The organism is Maribacter sp. 2-571, from assembly GCF_050589625.1.
In the GTDB taxonomy this organism is placed as follows: domain Bacteria; phylum Bacteroidota; class Bacteroidia; order Flavobacteriales; family Flavobacteriaceae; genus Pelagihabitans.
Genome location: NZ_JBNGOP010000002.1, coordinates 213,519 through 232,472, shown reverse-complemented (window position 1 = coordinate 232,472; position 18,954 = coordinate 213,519). Strand labels below are relative to the sequence as shown.

12 protein-coding genes are annotated in these 18,954 nt (G+C 47.5%); 4 read left to right on the top strand and 8 right to left on the bottom strand.

Features of this window, described 5'->3' with window-relative positions:
- Window positions 1–31: 31 nt before the first annotated feature.
- The 5 genes from ACRD7P_RS02360 to ACRD7P_RS02340 form a co-directional block, all read right to left on the bottom strand.
- Complete coding sequence (locus ACRD7P_RS02360; RefSeq protein ID WP_430905873.1) at window positions 32–8,833, bottom strand: gliding motility-associated C-terminal domain-containing protein; 8,802 nt, start codon at window positions 8,831–8,833, stop codon at window positions 32–34.
- Window positions 8,834–9,290: 457 nt separating this feature from the next.
- Window positions 9,291–10,709 carry a CCA tRNA nucleotidyltransferase gene (locus ACRD7P_RS02355; protein WP_430905872.1) on the bottom strand — a complete coding sequence of 473 codons (1,419 nt, stop codon included), beginning with the start codon at window positions 10,707–10,709 and terminating at the stop codon, window positions 9,291–9,293.
- A 175-nt stretch (window positions 10,710–10,884) separates the two neighbouring features.
- Window positions 10,885–11,445, bottom strand: a complete 561-nt coding sequence (locus ACRD7P_RS02350) for an L-threonylcarbamoyladenylate synthase (RefSeq protein ID WP_430905871.1) — start codon at window positions 11,443–11,445, stop codon at window positions 10,885–10,887.
- Entirely contained in the window at window positions 11,442–12,278 is an 837-nt protein-coding gene (locus ACRD7P_RS02345; RefSeq protein WP_430905870.1) for a glycosyltransferase, read from the bottom strand. The genes ACRD7P_RS02350 and ACRD7P_RS02345 overlap by 4 nt, the downstream gene beginning before the upstream one ends.
- Window positions 12,279–12,301: 23 nt before the next feature.
- Window positions 12,302–13,165, bottom strand: coding sequence for an ATP-grasp fold amidoligase family protein (locus ACRD7P_RS02340; protein ID WP_430905869.1), 864 nt, complete (start codon window positions 13,163–13,165; stop codon window positions 12,302–12,304).
- 120 nt (window positions 13,166–13,285) lie between these two features.
- Here ACRD7P_RS02340 and ACRD7P_RS02335 point away from each other — a divergent pair, with 120 nt between their 5' ends.
- Complete coding sequence (locus tag ACRD7P_RS02335) at window positions 13,286–14,104, top strand: glycosyltransferase family 2 protein (protein ID WP_430905868.1); 819 nt, start codon at window positions 13,286–13,288, stop codon at window positions 14,102–14,104.
- Window positions 14,105–14,180: 76 nt separating this feature from the next.
- Here ACRD7P_RS02335 and ACRD7P_RS02330 read toward each other — a convergent pair whose 3' ends face one another.
- Complete coding sequence (locus ACRD7P_RS02330) at window positions 14,181–14,975, bottom strand: glycosyltransferase family 2 protein (RefSeq protein ID WP_430905867.1); 795 nt, start codon at window positions 14,973–14,975, stop codon at window positions 14,181–14,183.
- A gap of 98 nt (window positions 14,976–15,073) precedes the next feature.
- Entirely contained in the window at window positions 15,074–15,889 is an 816-nt protein-coding gene (locus ACRD7P_RS02325; protein ID WP_430905866.1) for a 2,3,4,5-tetrahydropyridine-2,6-dicarboxylate N-succinyltransferase, read from the bottom strand.
- Window positions 15,890–15,991: 102 nt separating this feature from the next.
- Between ACRD7P_RS02325 and ruvX the strand changes: the two genes are divergently transcribed.
- Genes ruvX through ACRD7P_RS02310 form a run of 3 tightly spaced genes read left to right on the top strand, consistent with a single transcriptional unit; the run spans window position 15,992 to window position 17,462 of the window.
- The gene (ruvX, locus tag ACRD7P_RS02320) at window positions 15,992–16,408 is read left to right on the top strand and encodes a Holliday junction resolvase RuvX (RefSeq protein ID WP_430905947.1); all 417 of its coding nucleotides are present in this window, start codon (window positions 15,992–15,994) and stop codon (window positions 16,406–16,408) included.
- Window positions 16,405–16,995: a peptide deformylase gene (gene def / locus ACRD7P_RS02315; protein ID WP_430905865.1), complete on the top strand. Its 591-nt coding sequence runs from the start codon at window positions 16,405–16,407 to the stop codon at window positions 16,993–16,995. Before ruvX ends, def begins: the two co-directional genes overlap by 4 nt.
- 56 nt (window positions 16,996–17,051) lie before the next feature.
- Window positions 17,052–17,462 (top strand): DUF5606 family protein, encoded by a 411-nt coding sequence (locus ACRD7P_RS02310; RefSeq protein WP_430905864.1) that lies wholly within the window; start codon window positions 17,052–17,054, stop codon window positions 17,460–17,462.
- 168 nt (window positions 17,463–17,630) lie between these two features.
- Here ACRD7P_RS02310 and ACRD7P_RS02305 read toward each other — a convergent pair whose 3' ends face one another.
- On the bottom strand, window positions 17,631–18,827 hold the full coding sequence (locus ACRD7P_RS02305; protein ID WP_430905863.1) for a Gfo/Idh/MocA family protein: 1,197 nt from the start codon (window positions 18,825–18,827) through the stop codon (window positions 17,631–17,633).
- Between the last annotated feature and the right edge of the window lie 127 nt (window positions 18,828–18,954).

The following is an 18,954-nucleotide window of genomic DNA, read 5'->3' as shown; positions in this document are numbered from 1 at the left end:
TATCTTTTTATAGTAATTGGTTGTTGCTTGATTATCGATTGACATATAAATATCCGGACTTGGTCCTAGAGGTACCGTTGTTGACGTAGTCTATGATATAAAAGTAGACCCCTACCGGCAACTCCTCGTTCTTTTGGATGGTGGCCCTACCATTGGAGATGCCACGGAAATTATTGTTCCCGTTGTCATAGCCATTGGTCTCGAAAACCAATATGCCCCAGCGGTTATAAATACGCACGGTATTGTTAGGGAACGCATTAATGTTATTTATCCTAAAGAACCCTTCATCGATCTGTGGTCCTACCAAGTCGTTATCGACTTCTATATCGCATACCGATCCGGCAGGTGGCGTACCGCCTCTTGAACTACATGGGTCGTTCGGATCGGTACCATCGATCAACTCTTGACCGTTCGGTATGGTATCGCCATCGCAATCCGTAGTAAGATACTCGCCAGATGGGTCGACCGAAACACTTGTCGGGTCAAAGTCGCAAGGATCGTTCGTATCGGTGCCGTCCGCAATTTCGGACGCATTGGTAACGCCGTCGCCATCACAGTCCGATATGAGATAGTCGCCAGATGGCTCTAAAGTGACACTGGCTTCCAAAAATTCGCAAGGATCTTCTGGATTGGTTCCGTCCGTTATTTCCTGTTCGTTGGTAACCCCGTCACCATCGCAATCGGCGGTGAGGTAACTACCTCCTTGAGGTTCGGTAATACTGGCCATAAGGAAGTCGCACGGATCGTTAGGATCGGTGCCATCGGCAATCTCTTGATCGTCCAGCACACCGTCGCCATCCGCATCGGCACCCTGTCTCCAATCACGATCACCTCCGGCAACCTGTGCGTCTGGGAACGAATTTGGGGTTTGCCCGCTGTTGGTCGGTTCCGGTAATGTCAAATCCTGATCGAAAGCATCATCCAACCCATCATTGTCGGTATCGTTTCCAGAAGGTGTTACCTCCGGGGTGCCGTCCGCATCGGTATCCCAACCTTCGATCAGGTCGGAAATACCATCCTCGTCGGTATCCAGATTCAAATAATCGGGAGCACCGTTACCACTGGTGTTTACAGGGTCAATACCTGTTGAATTGGTTTCGCTATCGTAGGCATCGTCCAATCCATCATTGTCAGTGTCGATGCCTAATGGGGCAACGTAACCGTCGGTCGATTGTCCTTCAATGTTATCTACAATACCATCGTCATCGCTATCGATGTCCAAATAGTCAGGACCACCGTTGCCATCAAAATTACTTAAGGTAAGCGGCTCGGTTTCGGTAGCATCGTCATATCCATTACCGTTGGCATCTACAAAACCGTCTACTTCTCCGTCCCCGTCGGCATCCTCACCGATCGCAATGGTAGATTCGGTAGCATCGGTAATCCCGTCGTTGTCGGAATCGATGTCGAGATAGTTCGGTCTTCCGTCCCCATCAAAATCAGGTGCCGGTAATTCGGTGCCCGCACCATCCAAAGGTGTTGGGGTGGTACTGTCGTCGGTATCTACACTGTCCGTAAATCCGTCGCCATCGGCATCGGTAAAGCCATCGATACGTCCGTCGCCATCGGCATCGGTACCACCCGCTTCGGTTACATCGGTAATTCCGTCGTTATCTGAATCGATATCCAACCAATCTGGAACGTTATCGCTATCACTGTTCGGTCGTGGTAATGGAGTACCAGGTGTAGCTGGACCGACCGGATCAACGCTATCGGCCAAACCATCTTGATCGGTGTCGGTAAAGCCGCCGATTACACCATCGCCATCAGCATCGGTACCACCGGCTTCGGTTACATCGGGAATACCGTCATTGTCGGCATCAAGATCCAAGCGGTCCTTTATTCCATCTCCATCAGAATCTGGGTCCGGTAAAGGGACGGCCGCTATGGTATCATCCAATCCGTCGTTATTTGTGTCCACCAGAGAGGTAGGATCACCGGGGGTGGGGTAGTCTATCTGTCCGTCGCCATCGGCATCGGTACCACCGGCCTCTATGATATCGGGGATACCATCGTTGTCGGAATCCAGGTCGAAGGCATCGATAATGCCATCGCCATCGGCGTCCCCGGTACCCTCTACGGTATCGGGAATGCCATCGTTATCATCATCAAGATCGATAATATCGGGAATCCCATCGCCATCATTGTCCTGACATGCCGTGGTATCCAAGGCATCCGTCACTGCGGCTACGGCACCGGTATCGTATGCAGCCGCATCGACGAGTCCGTCCGTGGTAGGAGCGGGGGTTCCCGTTCCGTACTGTCCGCCATCTCCGCCATCGGCGATTGCCGACACGTACGCTTCGTTGGCATCGGAACAACCGTCACCGTCGCTATCGAGGTTCAGGTGGTCCGGTGTACCGGTAGTGGTCTCGGTCGGGACGTTTCCGGTCCCCGCGGATGTGGGTATACCGTTACTTGCGGTATTGTCCGCGTTGTCGTCGTCGTCGTCGGCCCTTCCGTCGGTATTGGTATCGGCCCCTCCGGACTCGACCACGTCGTAAATCCCGTCGTTATCGGAGTCCAGGTCGAGCCTGTCCTTGGTCCCGTCGTTATCGGTGTCCTCGTCTATCAAGGCGGTACCTCCTTCGGTGGTATCTATGGCATCGGCAAAGCCGTCGCCGTCCACGTCCACCATGGTAGTAGGGTCGCCCGGAGTGGCGTAGTCCACCTCCCCGTCGTTGTTGGCATCGGTACCACCGGCCTCGGTGATATCGGTAATACCGTCGTTGTCGGAGTCCAGGTCTAGCCTGTCGACCAGGCCGTCGTTGTCTGAGTCGGGGTCGGCCAACGGTGTACCGTCGGTCACCTCTCCGGCACCGGAGCCGTTGTCCACGTTGTCGACACTATCGGCAAGTCCGTCGTTATCGGCATCCACCATTGAGGTAGGATCACCGGGGGTGGGGTAATCTATCTGTCCGTCGCCATCGGCATCGGTACCACCGGCTTCCACGATATCGGGGATACCGTCGTTATCGGAATCCAGGTCGAGGGCATCGATAATGCCATCGCCGTCGGCGTCCCCTGTACCCTCTACGGTATCGGGAATGCCATCGTTGTCGTCATCAAGGTCCAAAAGATCCGGAACACCGTCCCCATCGGAATCGTTACAGGTATCGGACTGCAGCGGATCTGTCACTGCGGCCACGGCACCGGTATCGTATGCCGCGGCATCTACGAGTCCGTCCGTGGTAGGGGCGGGGGTTCCCGTTCCGTACTGTCCGCCATCTCCGCCGTCGGCCACTGGGTCCACGTACGCCTCGTTGGCATCGGAACAACCGTCACCGTCGCTATCGAGGTTCAGGTGGTCCTGTGTACCGGTAGTGGTCTCGGTCGGGACGTTTCCGGTCCCCGCGGATGTGGGTATACCGTTACTTGCGGTATTGTCCGCGTTGTCGTCGTCGTCGTCGGCCCTTCCGTCGGTATTGGTATCGGCCCCTCCGGACTCGACCACATCGTAAATCCCGTCGTTATCGGAGTCCAGGTCGAGCCTGTCCTTGGTCCCGTCGTTATCGGTGTCCTCGTCTATCAATGCGGTACCTCCTTCGGTGGTATCTATGGCATCGGCAAAGCCGTCGCCGTCCACGTCCACCATGGTAGTAGGGTCGCCCGGAGTGGCGTAGTCCACCTCCCCGTCGTTGTTGGCATCTGTACCACCGGCCTCGGTGATATCGGTAATACCGTCGTTGTCTGAGTCCAGGTCTAGCCTGTCGACCAGGCCGTCGTTGTCGGAGTCGGGGTCGGCCAATGGCGTACCATCGGTCACCTCGCCGGCACCGGAGCCGTTGTCCACGTTGTCGACACTATCGGCAAGTCCGTCGTTATCGGCATCCACCATTGAGGTAGGATCACCGGGGGTGGGGTAATCTATCTGTCCGTCGCCATCGGCATCGGTACCACCGGCTTCCACGATATCGGGGATACCGTCGTTATCGGAATCCAGGTCGAGGGCATCGATAATGCCATCGCCGTCGGCGTCCCCTGTACCCTCTACGGTATCGGGAATGCCATCATTGTCGTCATCAAGGTCGAAAAGATCGGGAATACCGTCACCATCGGAATCTTGGCATGCCACGTTATTATTGGAATCTGTCACTGCGGCCACGGCACCGGTATCGTATGCGGCAGCATCGACGAGTCCGTCCGTGGTAGGGGCGGGGGTTCCCGTTCCGTACTGTCCACCGTCGCCGCCGTCGGCCACTGGGTCCACGTACGCCTCGTTGGCATCGGAACAACCGTCACCGTCGCTATCGAGGTTCAGGTGGTCCGGTGTACCGGTAGTGGTCTCGGTCGGGACGTTTCCGGTCCCCGCGGATGTGGGTATACCGTTACTGGCGGTATTGTCCGCGTTGTCGTCGTCGTCGTCGGCCCTTCCGTCGGTATTGGTATCGGCCCCTCCGGACTCGACCACATCGTAGATCCCGTCGTTATCGGAGTCCAGGTCGAGCCTGTCCTTGGTCCCGTCGTTATCGGTGTCCTCGTCTATCAAGGCGGTACCTCCTTCGGTGGTATCTATGGCATCGCCAAAGCCGTCTCCGTCCACGTCCGCCATAGTGGATGGGTCGCCCGGAGTGGCGTAGTCCACCACTCCGTCGTTGTTGGCATCGGTACCACCGGCCTCGGTGATATCGGTAATACCGTCGTTGTCGGAGTCCAGGTCTAGCCTGTCGACCAGGCCGTCGTTGTCGGAGTCGGGGTCGGCCAATGGCGTACCATCGGTCACCTCTCCGGCACCGGAGCCGCTGTCCACGTTGTCGACACTATCGGCAAGTCCGTCGTTATCGGCATCCACCATTGAGGTAGGATCACCGGGGGTGGGGTAGTCTATCTCTCCGTCGCCATCGGCATCGGTACCACCGGCTTCCACGATATCGGGGATACCGTCGTTATCGGAATCCCTATCAAAACAGTTGGCGATACCATCAAAGTCATCATCTGCCTGCGTTAAAAAGCCAAAGGTAATGGCCTGTCTTCCATCGGTCGGTCCTGGAATGTCCGATGTGCTGAAGCGTAGTTCCGTTACGCCGTCCGAACGGAATAATGGAACCCCGTTTACGGTGTCATCAATAGAAACGGTCAATGTTCCCGCTCCAGAAACGATAGGTCCGCTTCCGCTGTAGGCGACCTCCTCAGAAAGTGTCCATGGAGTACCGTTGGTGGTGGCAACATTTGTTTCGTTATTATCGGTACGTTCCCCATCCGTGAAAATCACTGAAGGTAAGAACGGTATGCCGGTGGCGGTTACCGCCGTAATCTGAACCGTCATTTCCAATTCTTCCCCATCCGTACTCGAATATAGGGCATAGTTGTTCCCGTTATCGTCATATTGTGTTTGTAACAAAGCTCCGGAAAAAGATGCGATTCCATCGGGCACAAAAAATTTAGAACCCGCATTTGCGTCGGTAACGGTAATCGTTATCTGCGCTCCATCGCTTAGGGTTTGGGTAAGGGTGTCACCAATATCTACACCATCCGCAAAGTCTCCACCCCACTGGACAAAGGCCAATTGCTCCACAAATGTTCCGGAGCCTACGGTACCGGGGCCTGTATTTCCTATGTCGTTCGGCTCCGCACATTCTACGATATCCGGGATGCCATCATTATCATCATCGAGATCGACAAGGTCCGGAATCCCATCGCCATCGGAATCTTGACATGCCACGTTATTATTGGCATCTGTCACTGCTGATACGGCTCCGGTGTCATATCCCGCAGCATCGACCAGTCCGTTCGTGGTGGGAGCGGGGGTTCCCGTTCCGTATTGTCCACCGTCGCCTCCATCGGCAGCGGGGTCCACGTATGCTTCGTTGGCATCGGAACAACCATCACCGTCGCTATCGAGGTTCAGGTGGTCGGGCGTACCCGTAGTGGTCTCCGTTGGAATGTTGCCCGTTCCCGCGGATGTGGGTATACCGTTACTGGCGGTATTGTCCGCGTTGTTGTCGTCGTCGTCCGCCCTTCCGTCGGCATTGGTATCGGCCCCTCCGGACTCGACCACATCATAAATCCCGTCGTTATCGGAGTCTAGGTCTACCCTGTCCTTGGTCAGGTCTCCATCGATGTCCGTGTCGGGCAGTGCGGTACCTCCTTCAGTGGTATCGATGGTGTCGGTAAAGCCGTCTCCGTCGACATCCGCCATTGTGGTGGGGTCACCGGGAGTGGCGTAGTCTACCTCTCCATCGTTGTTGGCATCGGTACCACCAGCCTCTCGGATATCGGTAATGCCGTCGTTGTCGGAATCTAGGTCGAGCCTGTCGTCTACGCCGTCGTTGTCGGAGTCGGGGTTGGCCAATGGCGTACCACTGGTTACCTCACCGGAACTCGACCCGCTGTCGACGTTATCGACACTATCGGCAAGTCCGTCGTTATCGGCATCTACCATTGTAGAAGGGTCTCCCGGGGTGGGGTAGTCTATCTGTCCGTCGCCATCGGCGTCGGTACCGCCAGCCTCTACGATATCGGGGATACCGTCGTTATCGGAATCCAAGTCCAAATTGTTGGGGATGCCATCACCATCGCTATCATTGTTCAGTATCTGACAGGAATCGTATAGCCACGCGATATCATCATAGGTCGCCTGTCCGTCCGCGGTAGGTGCATCGTATGCATAAATGCGTACGGTGTAGCTTGAAGAAGGCGCCAGATAATAGGGGGTCTGTAGAAAACGGTTGTCATCAAAACTTGGAAGTATGGAAGGAACATAATCCTGAAGTACCGTAGTGCTCGTAGTAAAACCATCGTCGGACATTAGTACGCCTACCTTAAAATCGTTACGCCGCGGCTGGGAAGAAGGCCCTCCATTAAAAACGGACCAACTGAAACGGTATATGTACCAGCCTACATCACTGGCATCGGTATCAAAAGTAAATTCCACATAATCCCCGAAGGTAATGGCATCGGCCAAGGTGGTCTGATCCACCCCTTGGATATTAAGGTAGGGCGCACCCGCTGCGTCACCGGCCGCGGGAACAAGGCTTACCCCTCCTCCCAAGCTTTGGGGACTGATATTGTTAAAAGGTCCTACCGGGTCTTGAAAGGGGTCAAGGTCATACGTGCCTGGGGTATTGTTACTGTAAAAATGTCTTGGGCCAAAATTTCCTCCCGTTCCACAAGATTGCTCCTCGGTATCGGGAATGCCGTCGTTATCGTCATCAAGGTCTGTTAAATCGGGAACACCGTCCCCATCGGTATCCACATAATCAAAACTTGCGTTGCTGTTTACTACGTTTACTTGTTGGTTACTGGTGTTGGCTGCAGAAACCTCTACAATATTGTTCAATGGGGTTACGGAATTACTCAAGTCTACCTCGACCGTATATCGAATCAGGAAACGTTCTCCCGGTCCTAAAATGTCAGCCTGTGAACCGGCAAGTAGGTCTACATTGCTACCGACCCCGGTACCGGTTTCACCGTCGTAAGCGGTGTTCGGCAATGGAGGACTGTTTGCATCGATGTTATTTATTACCGGATCACCTACAATACCTATGAAGGCGCTCCCAAAGGTACTTTCGATGTCGTCGATTGCGGAAAGTCTTTTTAAGTTGATATCATTGGATGGATCTGCCTCTACCAAGATGTCGTAAGTAAGGTCATAATGACCTGGAGTACCACTTGCGGATGCCCGATAGTCTATTAGGCTTTTACTACTGTTCAGTTGTCCGGTAAACCCGAAACGAACCGAAGTTCCGCCACCACAGGCGTCTGCCGGTCCTCTTGAATCTCCACTTTCCGGATCTTGTCCAAATACGGAAATTTCGGATACCCGGCCTCCCAATACATCTTGGTCCGCCGATACGATACCACTGGTAAAACGGTTGGCAGTATTGGTAGTAGGCCCCACATTTAAGACAACATCCACGTAATCGGTTTGGTCGGGGGTAAGGGTACCACCGGATACAATGGTAATGTCGGGTGTTACGGTTGCGCCGCCAACGGTAGATGCCCCACCGTTAAAATTTGGATTGGGGGTAAGGTTGCCCGCAGGTGAGGGGACCACACTCACCGAATTAATGGGCATAATGCCAAATATATGACTGAAGTTATCCGTAAATGTAATATTGGTTGCATTGATACCCGTTCCGCCATCATTTTGATAGTTTCCTAAGGTTACCCGATATGTAAAATCGTAGGTACCGTCCAAATTCACATCCAAAGTAGAAGAATTTGGAAGTGAAGCCCCTCCTTGAAATGCTTGCATGGCGGCTCCTGGAATGACATTGGTACTGGTAAGTGTTACGTTCGATTGTTGGGTGTCCGTAACAGTGGCGCCTGCTCCGGCACCATCAATACCTGAAGTGGTATGGCTTACGGTAACTATAGTACCATCGCCCACCACGGCAGGGTCGGAATACACTTTGTAGGCTAGACGCAACCGTCCTCCGGGAGGAATACATTTTATGGTTGCCGGATCGATTGCATCACCTTCGGGATTTCCGGTGTTAAAAGCTGTTCCGGTGGTATTTAAATCCGCACCGTTAAAACCGGACTGCGATAAGCCGATAGCCTCTATCCTTAGGATGGAAGGATATCCCGGTGCGGTCACAAGACTACTCGTTATTTGTGGACTACAGACATCCGTAGTACCATTGTTTTCAAGTTCTACACGATAGCATACCACGTACTCGCCCTCGGTAGTGAAGCCGGAACTTAGAATGCTCGCTGACGTGGTAATTTGTGCAGTAGCGGTATTCCAAAACCCACTGGTCATTAAAAAAATGGATAGGAGGTAAAATACCCTTTTTGTATTGAAAAGGTTCAGAACGTTAAAGTGTTTCATAAACTCAATTTTTGGTGGTTGATTGGAACTAAATTCTTTGGTTAATGATTTATCCATGTTGGACCCATTTTGACCGTTATCGGTCACTATTTTGTATTGAAAATAATAGAAATCATAATAATTATAAGTAAAAACTAAATTAAATGTAAGTTTTTACTTATAATAATTTTATTACAACTGCTTAATTCCGGTTTTATTCTACAATCAAGAATTTTTACACCTAAATTTCGCTATTAGAGAATTTTGGTTTGGGCAGATTTGCCCTAGGATGTTCATCCGTGGGATAGTGAAACAATGTTCCATGGGAAAAGGGGATTATGGTTAGTGTTTTTTTAAATAGCACTATCGGGTAGGTACAGACAGCGTTAAAATTTTAACAAATGTAACGGTAAACCTTTAATAAAAACACTCTTTTGTTGTGATTTCCTGTTAAATTGTCGGTGAAAGGCCTTTTTTTATAGGTAAAGGGCATGTTTCTTACATGCAGTTGGCTATGTAGGAATTGACGACAATACTACTTTTTTGGGGATAGCCCCAATGCAATTCCTTTTTCTTTCATGTACTCCTTTGCGGCGGCATATTCATTTGGTATGGTTCCCTCTAAAATGGCTTCCTTTATGGCCTCTTTGATCACCCCTATTTCCCTGGACGGTTTTAGGTCGAAGGTTTCCATAATTTCAGCGCCACTGATAGGGGGCTGAAAATTTCGGATATGGTCACGGTTTTCCACTTCTACTATTTTGTTCCGGACCCGTTGAAAGTTGTTTTTATAACGCCGTTGTTTTCTTGGATTTTTGGTTGTTATATCGGCTTCGCAAAGTGTCATAAGGTCTTCTACGTGCTCCCCGGCGTCGAAAACCAATCGCCGGACGGCAGAATCCGTTACATAGTCCTCGGAGAGCACAATGGGGCGAGAACTCATCAAAACCATTTTTTGTACGAACTTCATTTTATCGTTCAAGGGCATCCGAAGTCTTTTGAACAGGCGATACACCATTTTAGACCCTACAAATTCGTGGCCATGGAAAGTCCAACCAATTTTTTTGTGGAATTTTTTTGTGGGTGCCTTTCCAATATCGTGCAACAAGGCGGCCCATCTAAGCCAAAGATTTTCTGTGGTTTCGGCGATATTGTCGACTACTTCCAAAGTATGCCAAAAATTATCTTTATGGCGTTGCCCTTCTATTTCTTCTATACCTTCCAGAGCGATCAGTTCGGGCAGTATGTAGGGAAGGAGTTCCGTTTTGTGCAGCAGGGAGAGCCCGATGGACGGTTTTGGACTTGCCAAAATTTTATGAAGTTCATCCACGATTCGCTCTTTGGACACAATTTTCAACCGTTTCTTATGTTTTGCGATAGCTGCCAAGGATTCCTTTTGGATGGTAAATTTTAATTGAGAGGCGAACCGAATGGCACGGAGCATACGCAAGGGATCATCGGAATAGGTGACTCCGGGTTCCAAGGGTGTTCGAATACATTTGTTTTCGAGGTCTTGTAGACCGGCAAAAGGATCTATAAGGTCGCCAAAACTATTTTTTGCCAAGGATAATGCCAAGGCGTTGATCGTAAAGTCCCTTCTATTTTGGTCGTCTTTCAAGGTGCCGTTTTCAACGATGGGTTTTCTACTGTTACGGTCGTAGCTTTCTTTTCTGGCCCCTACGAATTCGACTTCGAGGTCATCTCCCTTGATCATTGCCGTGCCAAAGTTTTTAAAAACGGTAACCTTGGGTTTTCCCTCGAGCCGATCGGCTACGGTTTTGGCCAGTTGTACTCCGCTTCCCACGATTACGATATCGATATCCTTTGCGTTCCCTCTTTGGAGCAGGTAGTCACGAACAAATCCTCCGATTACGTAGCATTCCGCTCCGAGGAGTTCGGCTGCTTCCGATATTGTTTTAAAAATGGGGGCTTTTAATGCTTCTTTATGATTCAAGGATACTTTTTTATTATGATACAATCGATGTCTTCGAACGATAACGGTACCATTGGAATGCTCTGTTTTACCGCCCTTTGTACGAATCGGACCATCGGTTGCCTTCACAAGATGGGCCTATTGCTTTTGTAGCGTATGACAGTCCACCGCTGTCGGTTGGTGCCTATTGCGATTTTTAATTTCGGATAATCTTTACACTGCTGTCATTTCCAATTTTGATTATCGAAGAACGGCTACCGTTGCTAATTTTGGAGGGTAAAGGTACCACATAGTCGACTTCTTTTAAAATGGACCGTTCAATATCTTCCGTCGTTTTTGGTATCGGGTTTTGCGATGTGCGGGCCGAAGTGGCGATCAGAGGTTTGCGATATGCATTGATCAGGTACCGGCAAAATTTGTCGGATACGACACGCACCGCCAGGCTACCGTCCTTGGCCAATGCGTTTGAAGCGATTCCTTTTGGATTATCGTATACCAGGGTAATCGGACTTTCGGAGACGTCCATGAGATCATAGGCGAGTTCGGGAACTTCTGGAATATGGCGTTCCAACATCGCATCATTTGCCACCAGACATATAAGACCGTTCCCGGGTTCCTGTTCCTTGAGATCGTAAACCTTTTTAACGGCCTCTTCATTAGTGGCATCGCAGCCGACGGCCCAAATGGTCTCGGTTGGGTAAAGGATAAGTTGCCCTTTTTTAAGTACTTCTAGACATTTGTTGATTTCTTCGGTCATTGGCCCAAAATCAAATTACTTAAGTTAAATGCTTTGTTCAGGGCATTCCATTGCTCTGTATTCTTGTCCTTTCCCAAGTTTTCTTTTTTAAGTGCTACCTTCTGAGAGCCTACTATCGGAATGGGTTCTTTTGGGAGATCGGTCGACTGTACCGAAAGGGTGCCGTTTAATAAGGCCATGGCCTTAAACCATAAATCGTCGGCTTTCGGCGCTAGTTTTAAAAATAATTCACTGTCCACGGTAATTTTGGAAAGCGATCGTGGAGGATAGAGAATTCCCCATGCACCAATGGGAACCAAAGCTTTTGGGTTGGTTACGGTAACATACTTTTGGCGCCATTGTTTGAAAGGTAATGGGTTGTTTTCGTTGTCGTGATTTACATGTACGGTATGGTTCCCAATGATCACATCGGTTTGTTTTTGATGTTCCCTATATATTTTCGAAAGCCAGTTCTTCCTGTACATCAAATCATCATCACAGGTAATGATAATATCTTCCGGGTAGCATTCTAGGGTATGGACCAATTTCCTATGGGAACAGGTCAATGGCGAATATTTTATGTTGAAAATATCGGATTCCAAACGTGACAATTTGTTTGGGAGTTTGCCTTTTAAATCATCATTTAACCATAAAAGTATTTTCTTGGGGCTGCTGTCCTGATTCAGCAGACTTCTTATCACCAGATGGAGGGTGGATAAACGGGACGGAATTGAAGTAAGTGAAACAATGGCCGGCACAACCTCCTTTTCTTTTCTATTTAGGATGCGAGCGGGAATAAGCATGAGCTTACAACTCTGAAGGATTGAAATCGGAAGTTCTTTAAATACCTTCATTTATGGTGCCGATGATTTTGCGATTAGGAGTTCTGGATTTTGGTAATGTACTCTTGACCCTTTGGGATGGTAGGTAGCGTCAAATAATTGCCTATTGTGGTATTGAAATGGTCGGGAATAAAGTCCATTCGACCATCGGTGGGATAAAATGTCATCTCACCAAAAAGTATTTTACCATCCAAGTTATAGAGGTCTACCCTAACAAAAGGGAAGTCGCCTGCAAGTTTTGTTGCAACCAGTAACATTTCATCATAATTTTTAGGACGTTCCATTTCGCCTTCATATGGTTTGATTCCATCTGTGGCCAAATTCATCTTTTTCCATTCCATATCGTAGTAACTACGAGCATGCCCAACGGTACGGTCCACATCTACCTGAATGAACTTGGGCACTCCGCCAAAACAAAAGAACTTATAATCGCTTATCGATTCCTTTCCGATCTGAGTAAGATATTTTTCGACGATTATCCTGGGTTTTACATTTTTATAGGCCCATTCCAGTCCGCCACGATAATACTGATTTTTGTGCATCCATTTCGTCAACAACAATTTTGATTTTAGCGTGTTCAATTTCGCTTTTTCCGGTACTATAATATTAAAATGATAACCATGAACCGCTTTCATCACGTATTGTTCGGGCAAGACAGCAAAATCGACATCACTTACTTTATCATATACTGCTATAAGTTCGTTCAGGTAGGCCTCGCCAACGGTATCGGCGACATATTCCCTCACCGAATATTTGTCTACCAGCTGGGTAAGAATAGGGGGTTTGTAATAAACCTTTAACCACTGTAATTTCTGATTGAATTCAATCGGGTTTTTGAGGTCCAGTTTTTTCCCGACATAATATTCATAATAGATTTTTACATAAAATGAAGGAGGCAAAAATTTGAATTTTTTTAGAATTCCATAAATTACCTTTTTAAACATTTTGTATTAAAATTTATTGATTTCAAAGATAAACAATAAGAGTTTTATATTTTAGCCATTTACTTAAACCAATACATGGAAACACCCAAAATATCCATAATTATCAGCACCTTTAATTCTGAGGAGTGGTTAGAGAAGGTTTTATGGGGATTCCATTTTCAGACGTTCAAAAATTTTGAGGTTGTTATCGCCGATGACGGGTCCGGTCCCAAAACCAAACAGTTGCTAGAGGAGATGGAGGGGCTGGTCCACTACAATATCGTTCACGTTTGGCAGGAAGATGACGGTTTTCAAAAATCCCGAATTTTAAATAAATCAGTTGTTGCCTGCAATGCGGACTACATCATCATGACCGACGGGGACTGCATCCCAAGAGAGGACTTTGTGGAAGTACACAATGTGAACAGGAGCAAAGGTTACTTTATTTCTGGCGGGTACTACATGCTACCAATGAACATTTCAAAAGGCATCACTAAAGATGATATTGAAAAACAGCGGTGTTTCAATATCAAATGGTTAAAGGAAATGGGGATACCAAAAACCTTTCGCAACAACAAGTTGACCGCTAGAGGTCTTATTTCCAAATTGTTCAACACCTTTACTCCGACCAATGCCAGTTGGAACGGCCATAACTCTTCCGGATGGAAGAAAGACATTTTAAATGTTAACGGTTTTGATGAACGAATGCAATACGGTGGGCAAGATAGGGAATTGGGAGAACGCCTTTTTAATTTCGGAATTAAATCCAAGCAATTACGATATAGCGCTGTTTGCGTGCACTTGGATCATAAAAGAGGATATAAAACTCCCGAATCCATTGCCAAGAACATGGCCATACGTAAAAAAACCAAAAGGGAAAAACGGGTTTGGACCCACTATGGCATTGAAAATTAAAAAAGGTGAGTAGCCTTCTCTCTGTGGGAAGGTTTACGTTTGTTCCATATAATCGCCTTTACCCTCCAATAAACGTTTAAGGCATCAGTAAATAGTAGGCGAGTTCGTTCTTTTTTTCCAATTTTTTTAGTTCGCGGTATCGCTCCAAATCGGAAAGGGCGTTCAAATAAGAAATGATTACCCCTTTTTTACCGTCCAAGAAGCCAAGTCGTATGATAAAGTGGTTAAAGAACTTCCATAACGGCTTAGCCACCAAAGAGGCATAGTTGAACTGTTTTTCACGATAAAAGGATTCTTTTGCCTTTAGGCGCCCATATCGTAGCATTTTGCCTTTGTAATCCTCATAGTCCTTGTAGCAATAGTGCATCAGCTTTTCGGTAAACACCCCCGATTTGCCATCGACGTCCAAGGTTTCGTGCACAATTTTCTTATCTGAAAATTTAGCTTTACTCTTTCTGAACAAGCGATAGTTCTTATCGGTCTGCCAGCCACTAAAATGTAAAGGACTGTTTTGGAACATGAACTTTCTGTAAAACCAGTAGGCAACAACGTCGGTATCGCTGGCCACCGTTTGCTGAATTTCGGTCTTGAGCCCCTCGGTAACAATTTCGTCAGCATCTAAAAAAAGTATCCAATCATTTGTAGCCTGCTTTAAGGCAAAGGATTTCTGAAGAGTGAAATTGGAAAAGGGGTGCTGTATGACCCGCACCTTGGGATGCGCTTTTAAATATTCATAAGTACCGTCCGTACTATAGGAATCAACAACGACGATTTCATCGGCAAAACTGACCGATTCCACGCACTTTTCAATGTAGCCGATCTCGTTATAGGAGATAATCAGGGCCGATATTTTCTCTTTTTGGTTGTTCATGACGCTTTACTATGGATAGGGGTCTTGGCTTGGTAATAGAATAATAACAGAAAAAAAACCAAAAAAGTATGTTCCGTTACAAAATTCCTACAAAACTACTAAACCGCTACATCATATTCCCTAAGCGCATCGTTTAATGATGTTTTTTTATTGGTACTTTCTTTACGTGTTCCAATAATAAGGGCACAGGGTACTTGATATTCCCCTGCGGGAAATTTCTTCGTGTAGCTCCCTGGTATAACAACCGACCGAGCGGGCACCCTACCTTTGATTGAAATGGGCTCGCTACCGGTAACATCGATAATTTTGGTGGAGGCCGTCAATACTACATTGGCTCCCAAAACAGCTTCTTTTTCTACCCTGACACCTTCCACGACGATACATCTTGAGCCTACAAAAGCGTTGTCCTCGATAATGACGGGGGAGGCCTGAAGGGGCTCCAAAACCCCACCGATGCCTACACCACCACTAAGATGAACGTTTTTTCCTATTTGGGCACAGCTACCTACCGTGGCCCAAGTATCTACCATGGTTCCCTCGTCCACATAGGCGCCGATGTTTACATAACTGGGCATAAGAATGGTGCCGGAGGAGATGTATGCACCATGCCGGGCCACAGCATGTGGTACCACCCGTATCCCTTTGTCCGCATATCCCTTTTTCAACGGAATTTTATCATGATACTCGAAGATGCCGGTTTCCAAGGTCTCCATTTTTTGTATCGGGAAATAGAGTACGACCCCTTTTTTTACCCATTCATTGATCTGCCAACCGTTATCGGTAGGCGCTGCACAGCGAAGGCTTCCGGAATCCAAAAGCGCTATTACTTCACGGATCGCTTCTTGCGTAGCGGTTTCTTTTAAAAGTTCCCGATTTTCCCAGGCATTTTCAATGATATGTCTTAATTCGTTCATGGATTTGCTTAAAAATTTTTGCAAATATAATAGGTCGTGAACGAATTCGGGTCCAATTTTATACTTATAACAATTTATGGGTTATTTTTGCCAAAAAAAGGGATGGCGGGACGGCTTATGGCGTTGGATTACGGTAAAAAAAGAACGGGAATTGCGGTTACGGATGAACTGCAATTGATTGCTTCGGGACTTACCACAGTAGAAACGCATCGCCTTTTTTTGTTTTTGAAAACGTATGTCGCTACCGAGAAGGTCTGCGGATTTGTGGTTGGTGAACCGAAACAAATGAACAACACCCCATCGGAATCGGAAGCGTTGATCCGACCCTTTTTGAAAAAGTTGAATACTACCTTTCCCGATATTCCCATTGCAAGGCAAGATGAGCGTTTTACATCTAAAATGGCCGTTCAAGCGATGGTACAGGGCGGGGTGAAAAAACAAAAAAGAAAGAACAAGGCCTTGGTGGATGAAATAAGTGCGACCCTTATTTTGCAGGCCTATTTAAACAGATTTCAATGATTATACCCATCGTGGCCTACGGCGACCCCGTTTTGCGAAAAGTGGCCAAAGAAATTGATGCCGACTATCCGGAACTGTCCAATTTGATCGACAATATGTGGGATACTATGTATAATGCGAACGGTGTCGGTTTGGCCGCTCCACAGATCGGACGGCCCATTCGTCTGTTTTTAGTGGACACCACACCCTTTTCAGATGATGAAGAACTTTCCGAAACGGAAAGGACGGCTTTAAAAGGCTTCAAAAAGGCGTTCATCAACGCTAAGATCGAAGAGGAGACCGGAGAGGATTGGTCCTTCAATGAAGGATGTTTGAGCATTCCGGATGTACGTGAAGATGTCAAACGAAAAGGTACGGTAACCATTTCGTATATGGATGAAAACTTTAAGCCACATCGGGAAACCTATGATGGTTTATTGGCAAGGGTCATTCAGCATGAATATGACCATATAGAGGGCGTTCTTTTTACGGACAAACTCTCCACCTTAAAAAAGCGGCTGTTGAAAGGGAGGTTAAAGCAGATTTCACAGGGTAAAATAGCGGTGGACTATCGCATGCGTTTTCCAGAGATGAAAAAAGCAAGGTGATTTGCTTTCAATCCGCATAAAAGTAGCATATTTGCGGCATAATCGTATTAGGTATCATGAGCTTAGAAAAAATACTTTCCATCGGTGGTAAACCGGGACTTTTTAAATTGATAACACAGACCCGAACCGGCTTTGTTGCGGAGTCGTTGCTAACGGGAAAGAAAGTGACCGTTGGACTAAGGAGCAATGTAAGTGTACTTTCGGAAATTGCGATATACACTTTGGAGGAGGAAGTTCCCTTGCGCCAAGTTTTTTTGAACATTCAGGTAAAAGAAAAGGGAGGAAAGACTTCCATAGGGCATAAGGAGGACAAAATTAAGTTGGAAGAATATTTTTTTGAAGTACTTCCCGACTATGATGAAGATCGTGTATATCCCAGCGATATCAAAAAAGTAATCCAGTGGTACAATATGTTGTTGGACCATGGCATCACGGACTTTTCCGATGACACTGCGGCCGAGGAATAATATTGCTTGCGATTTCCTATCGTTTCGAATGTTTAAATAGCGATTTGCCATTTTTCAGGTAGAAATGGTACTACTTCTAATTTTGGGAGGATAGCATTTTGGCTTCTAGTATAACCCCTCCGCAACCAAACATTTTTCGAAACCGTATCATAGCGTTACCTTAAGGTTTTATCTTTGTTCTAGTACCGAATCGTTCCAACCAACAATTTCGTTTTTATACATGGCGTCGAGCCCCATTTGAACGGCGATGGCGACTTTTGCACCGGATTCGATATCGGAACTCGGTCTACTGTTGGAGAGAATACTTGATTTGAAATCCATAATGGCCTGTTTGCTAGGGTCGGCATGGCTTACTTCGATCGGTATGCCTTTTCCCTCGTCCCAAGAAACTGTTGCTCCGGCCACACCATCCACTTCTCCGATTTTTTTGTCATAACTACCCTCCGGGTAAAACCAAGCTTTTAAGTAATCCAATATGATCGTTCCCTTATCTCCTTGGACCTTTATTTGATAGTGGTTCAGGGCATTACTGGTAATACAGGTAAACTTTGCTTTGATGCCCTTTGGGTAGTCGTAAAGCAAATGAATATTGTCGTAGGTTTCCCTTCCGTCTTTCCAGTAGTCGATTCCACCGCTTCCCATTACCCGAAGGGGGACCGAATCGGTTACCCAGTTTACAAAATCGATTTGATGGGAGCACAGCTCGCCTACCAGACCTCCAGAAAATTCTTTGTACATCCGCCAATTGATCAACCTTTCCAACTCGGGTTCCGGAACAGGACGGCGCCAGTCGTTATTTCTGTTCCATTGGCATTCGAAGGCGATAATGTTGCCTACCTTGCCGTTCTTAATCAGATCCACCACATGCGTATACAGACGAGAACTGTGGTATTGGTGTCCCGTTTGAAAGATACTCTTGGACTGCATCGCTTTTGTAACCAATTCTTGGGTACCTCTATAACCTTTCGCCATTGTTTTTTCGCAATACACATGTTTGCCCGCATCAAGGGCGTCCATGGCTATTTTGGAATGCGTACTTAGGGGTGTTGCGATCAGTACCGCATCCACATCGGTATCTTCCAGAAGCTTTCGATAATCCTTAAAGGCTTTCGCTTTTTGTCCCGCTACTTTTTTAAGACCATCCTCAAGTCGAAAAGGGAGTATATCGCTACAGGCGGTAACGGTTATGCCCGGTACTTCATTGATGAGGGGTATTAGGCCGCCACCTCGTGAACCTGTCCCTATAATTCCCAATCGAATGGCGTCGTTCGGGCTTTTGACAAACGTTTTCGCCAAAGCGACACTAGTGCTTCCTATGGCAAAAGATGCCAAACTTCCCTTCTTTACAAATTCTCTACGTTTCATGTTACTTTCGGCTAAAGCGGTTAGGTGTGGATTTTGAACTGAAAAATACATTATAATTATTTATTCCAAGCTTTGATAGGTATTTAAAGTACTGATCGATACTATTTAAGCGCATTCTTTTAATTCT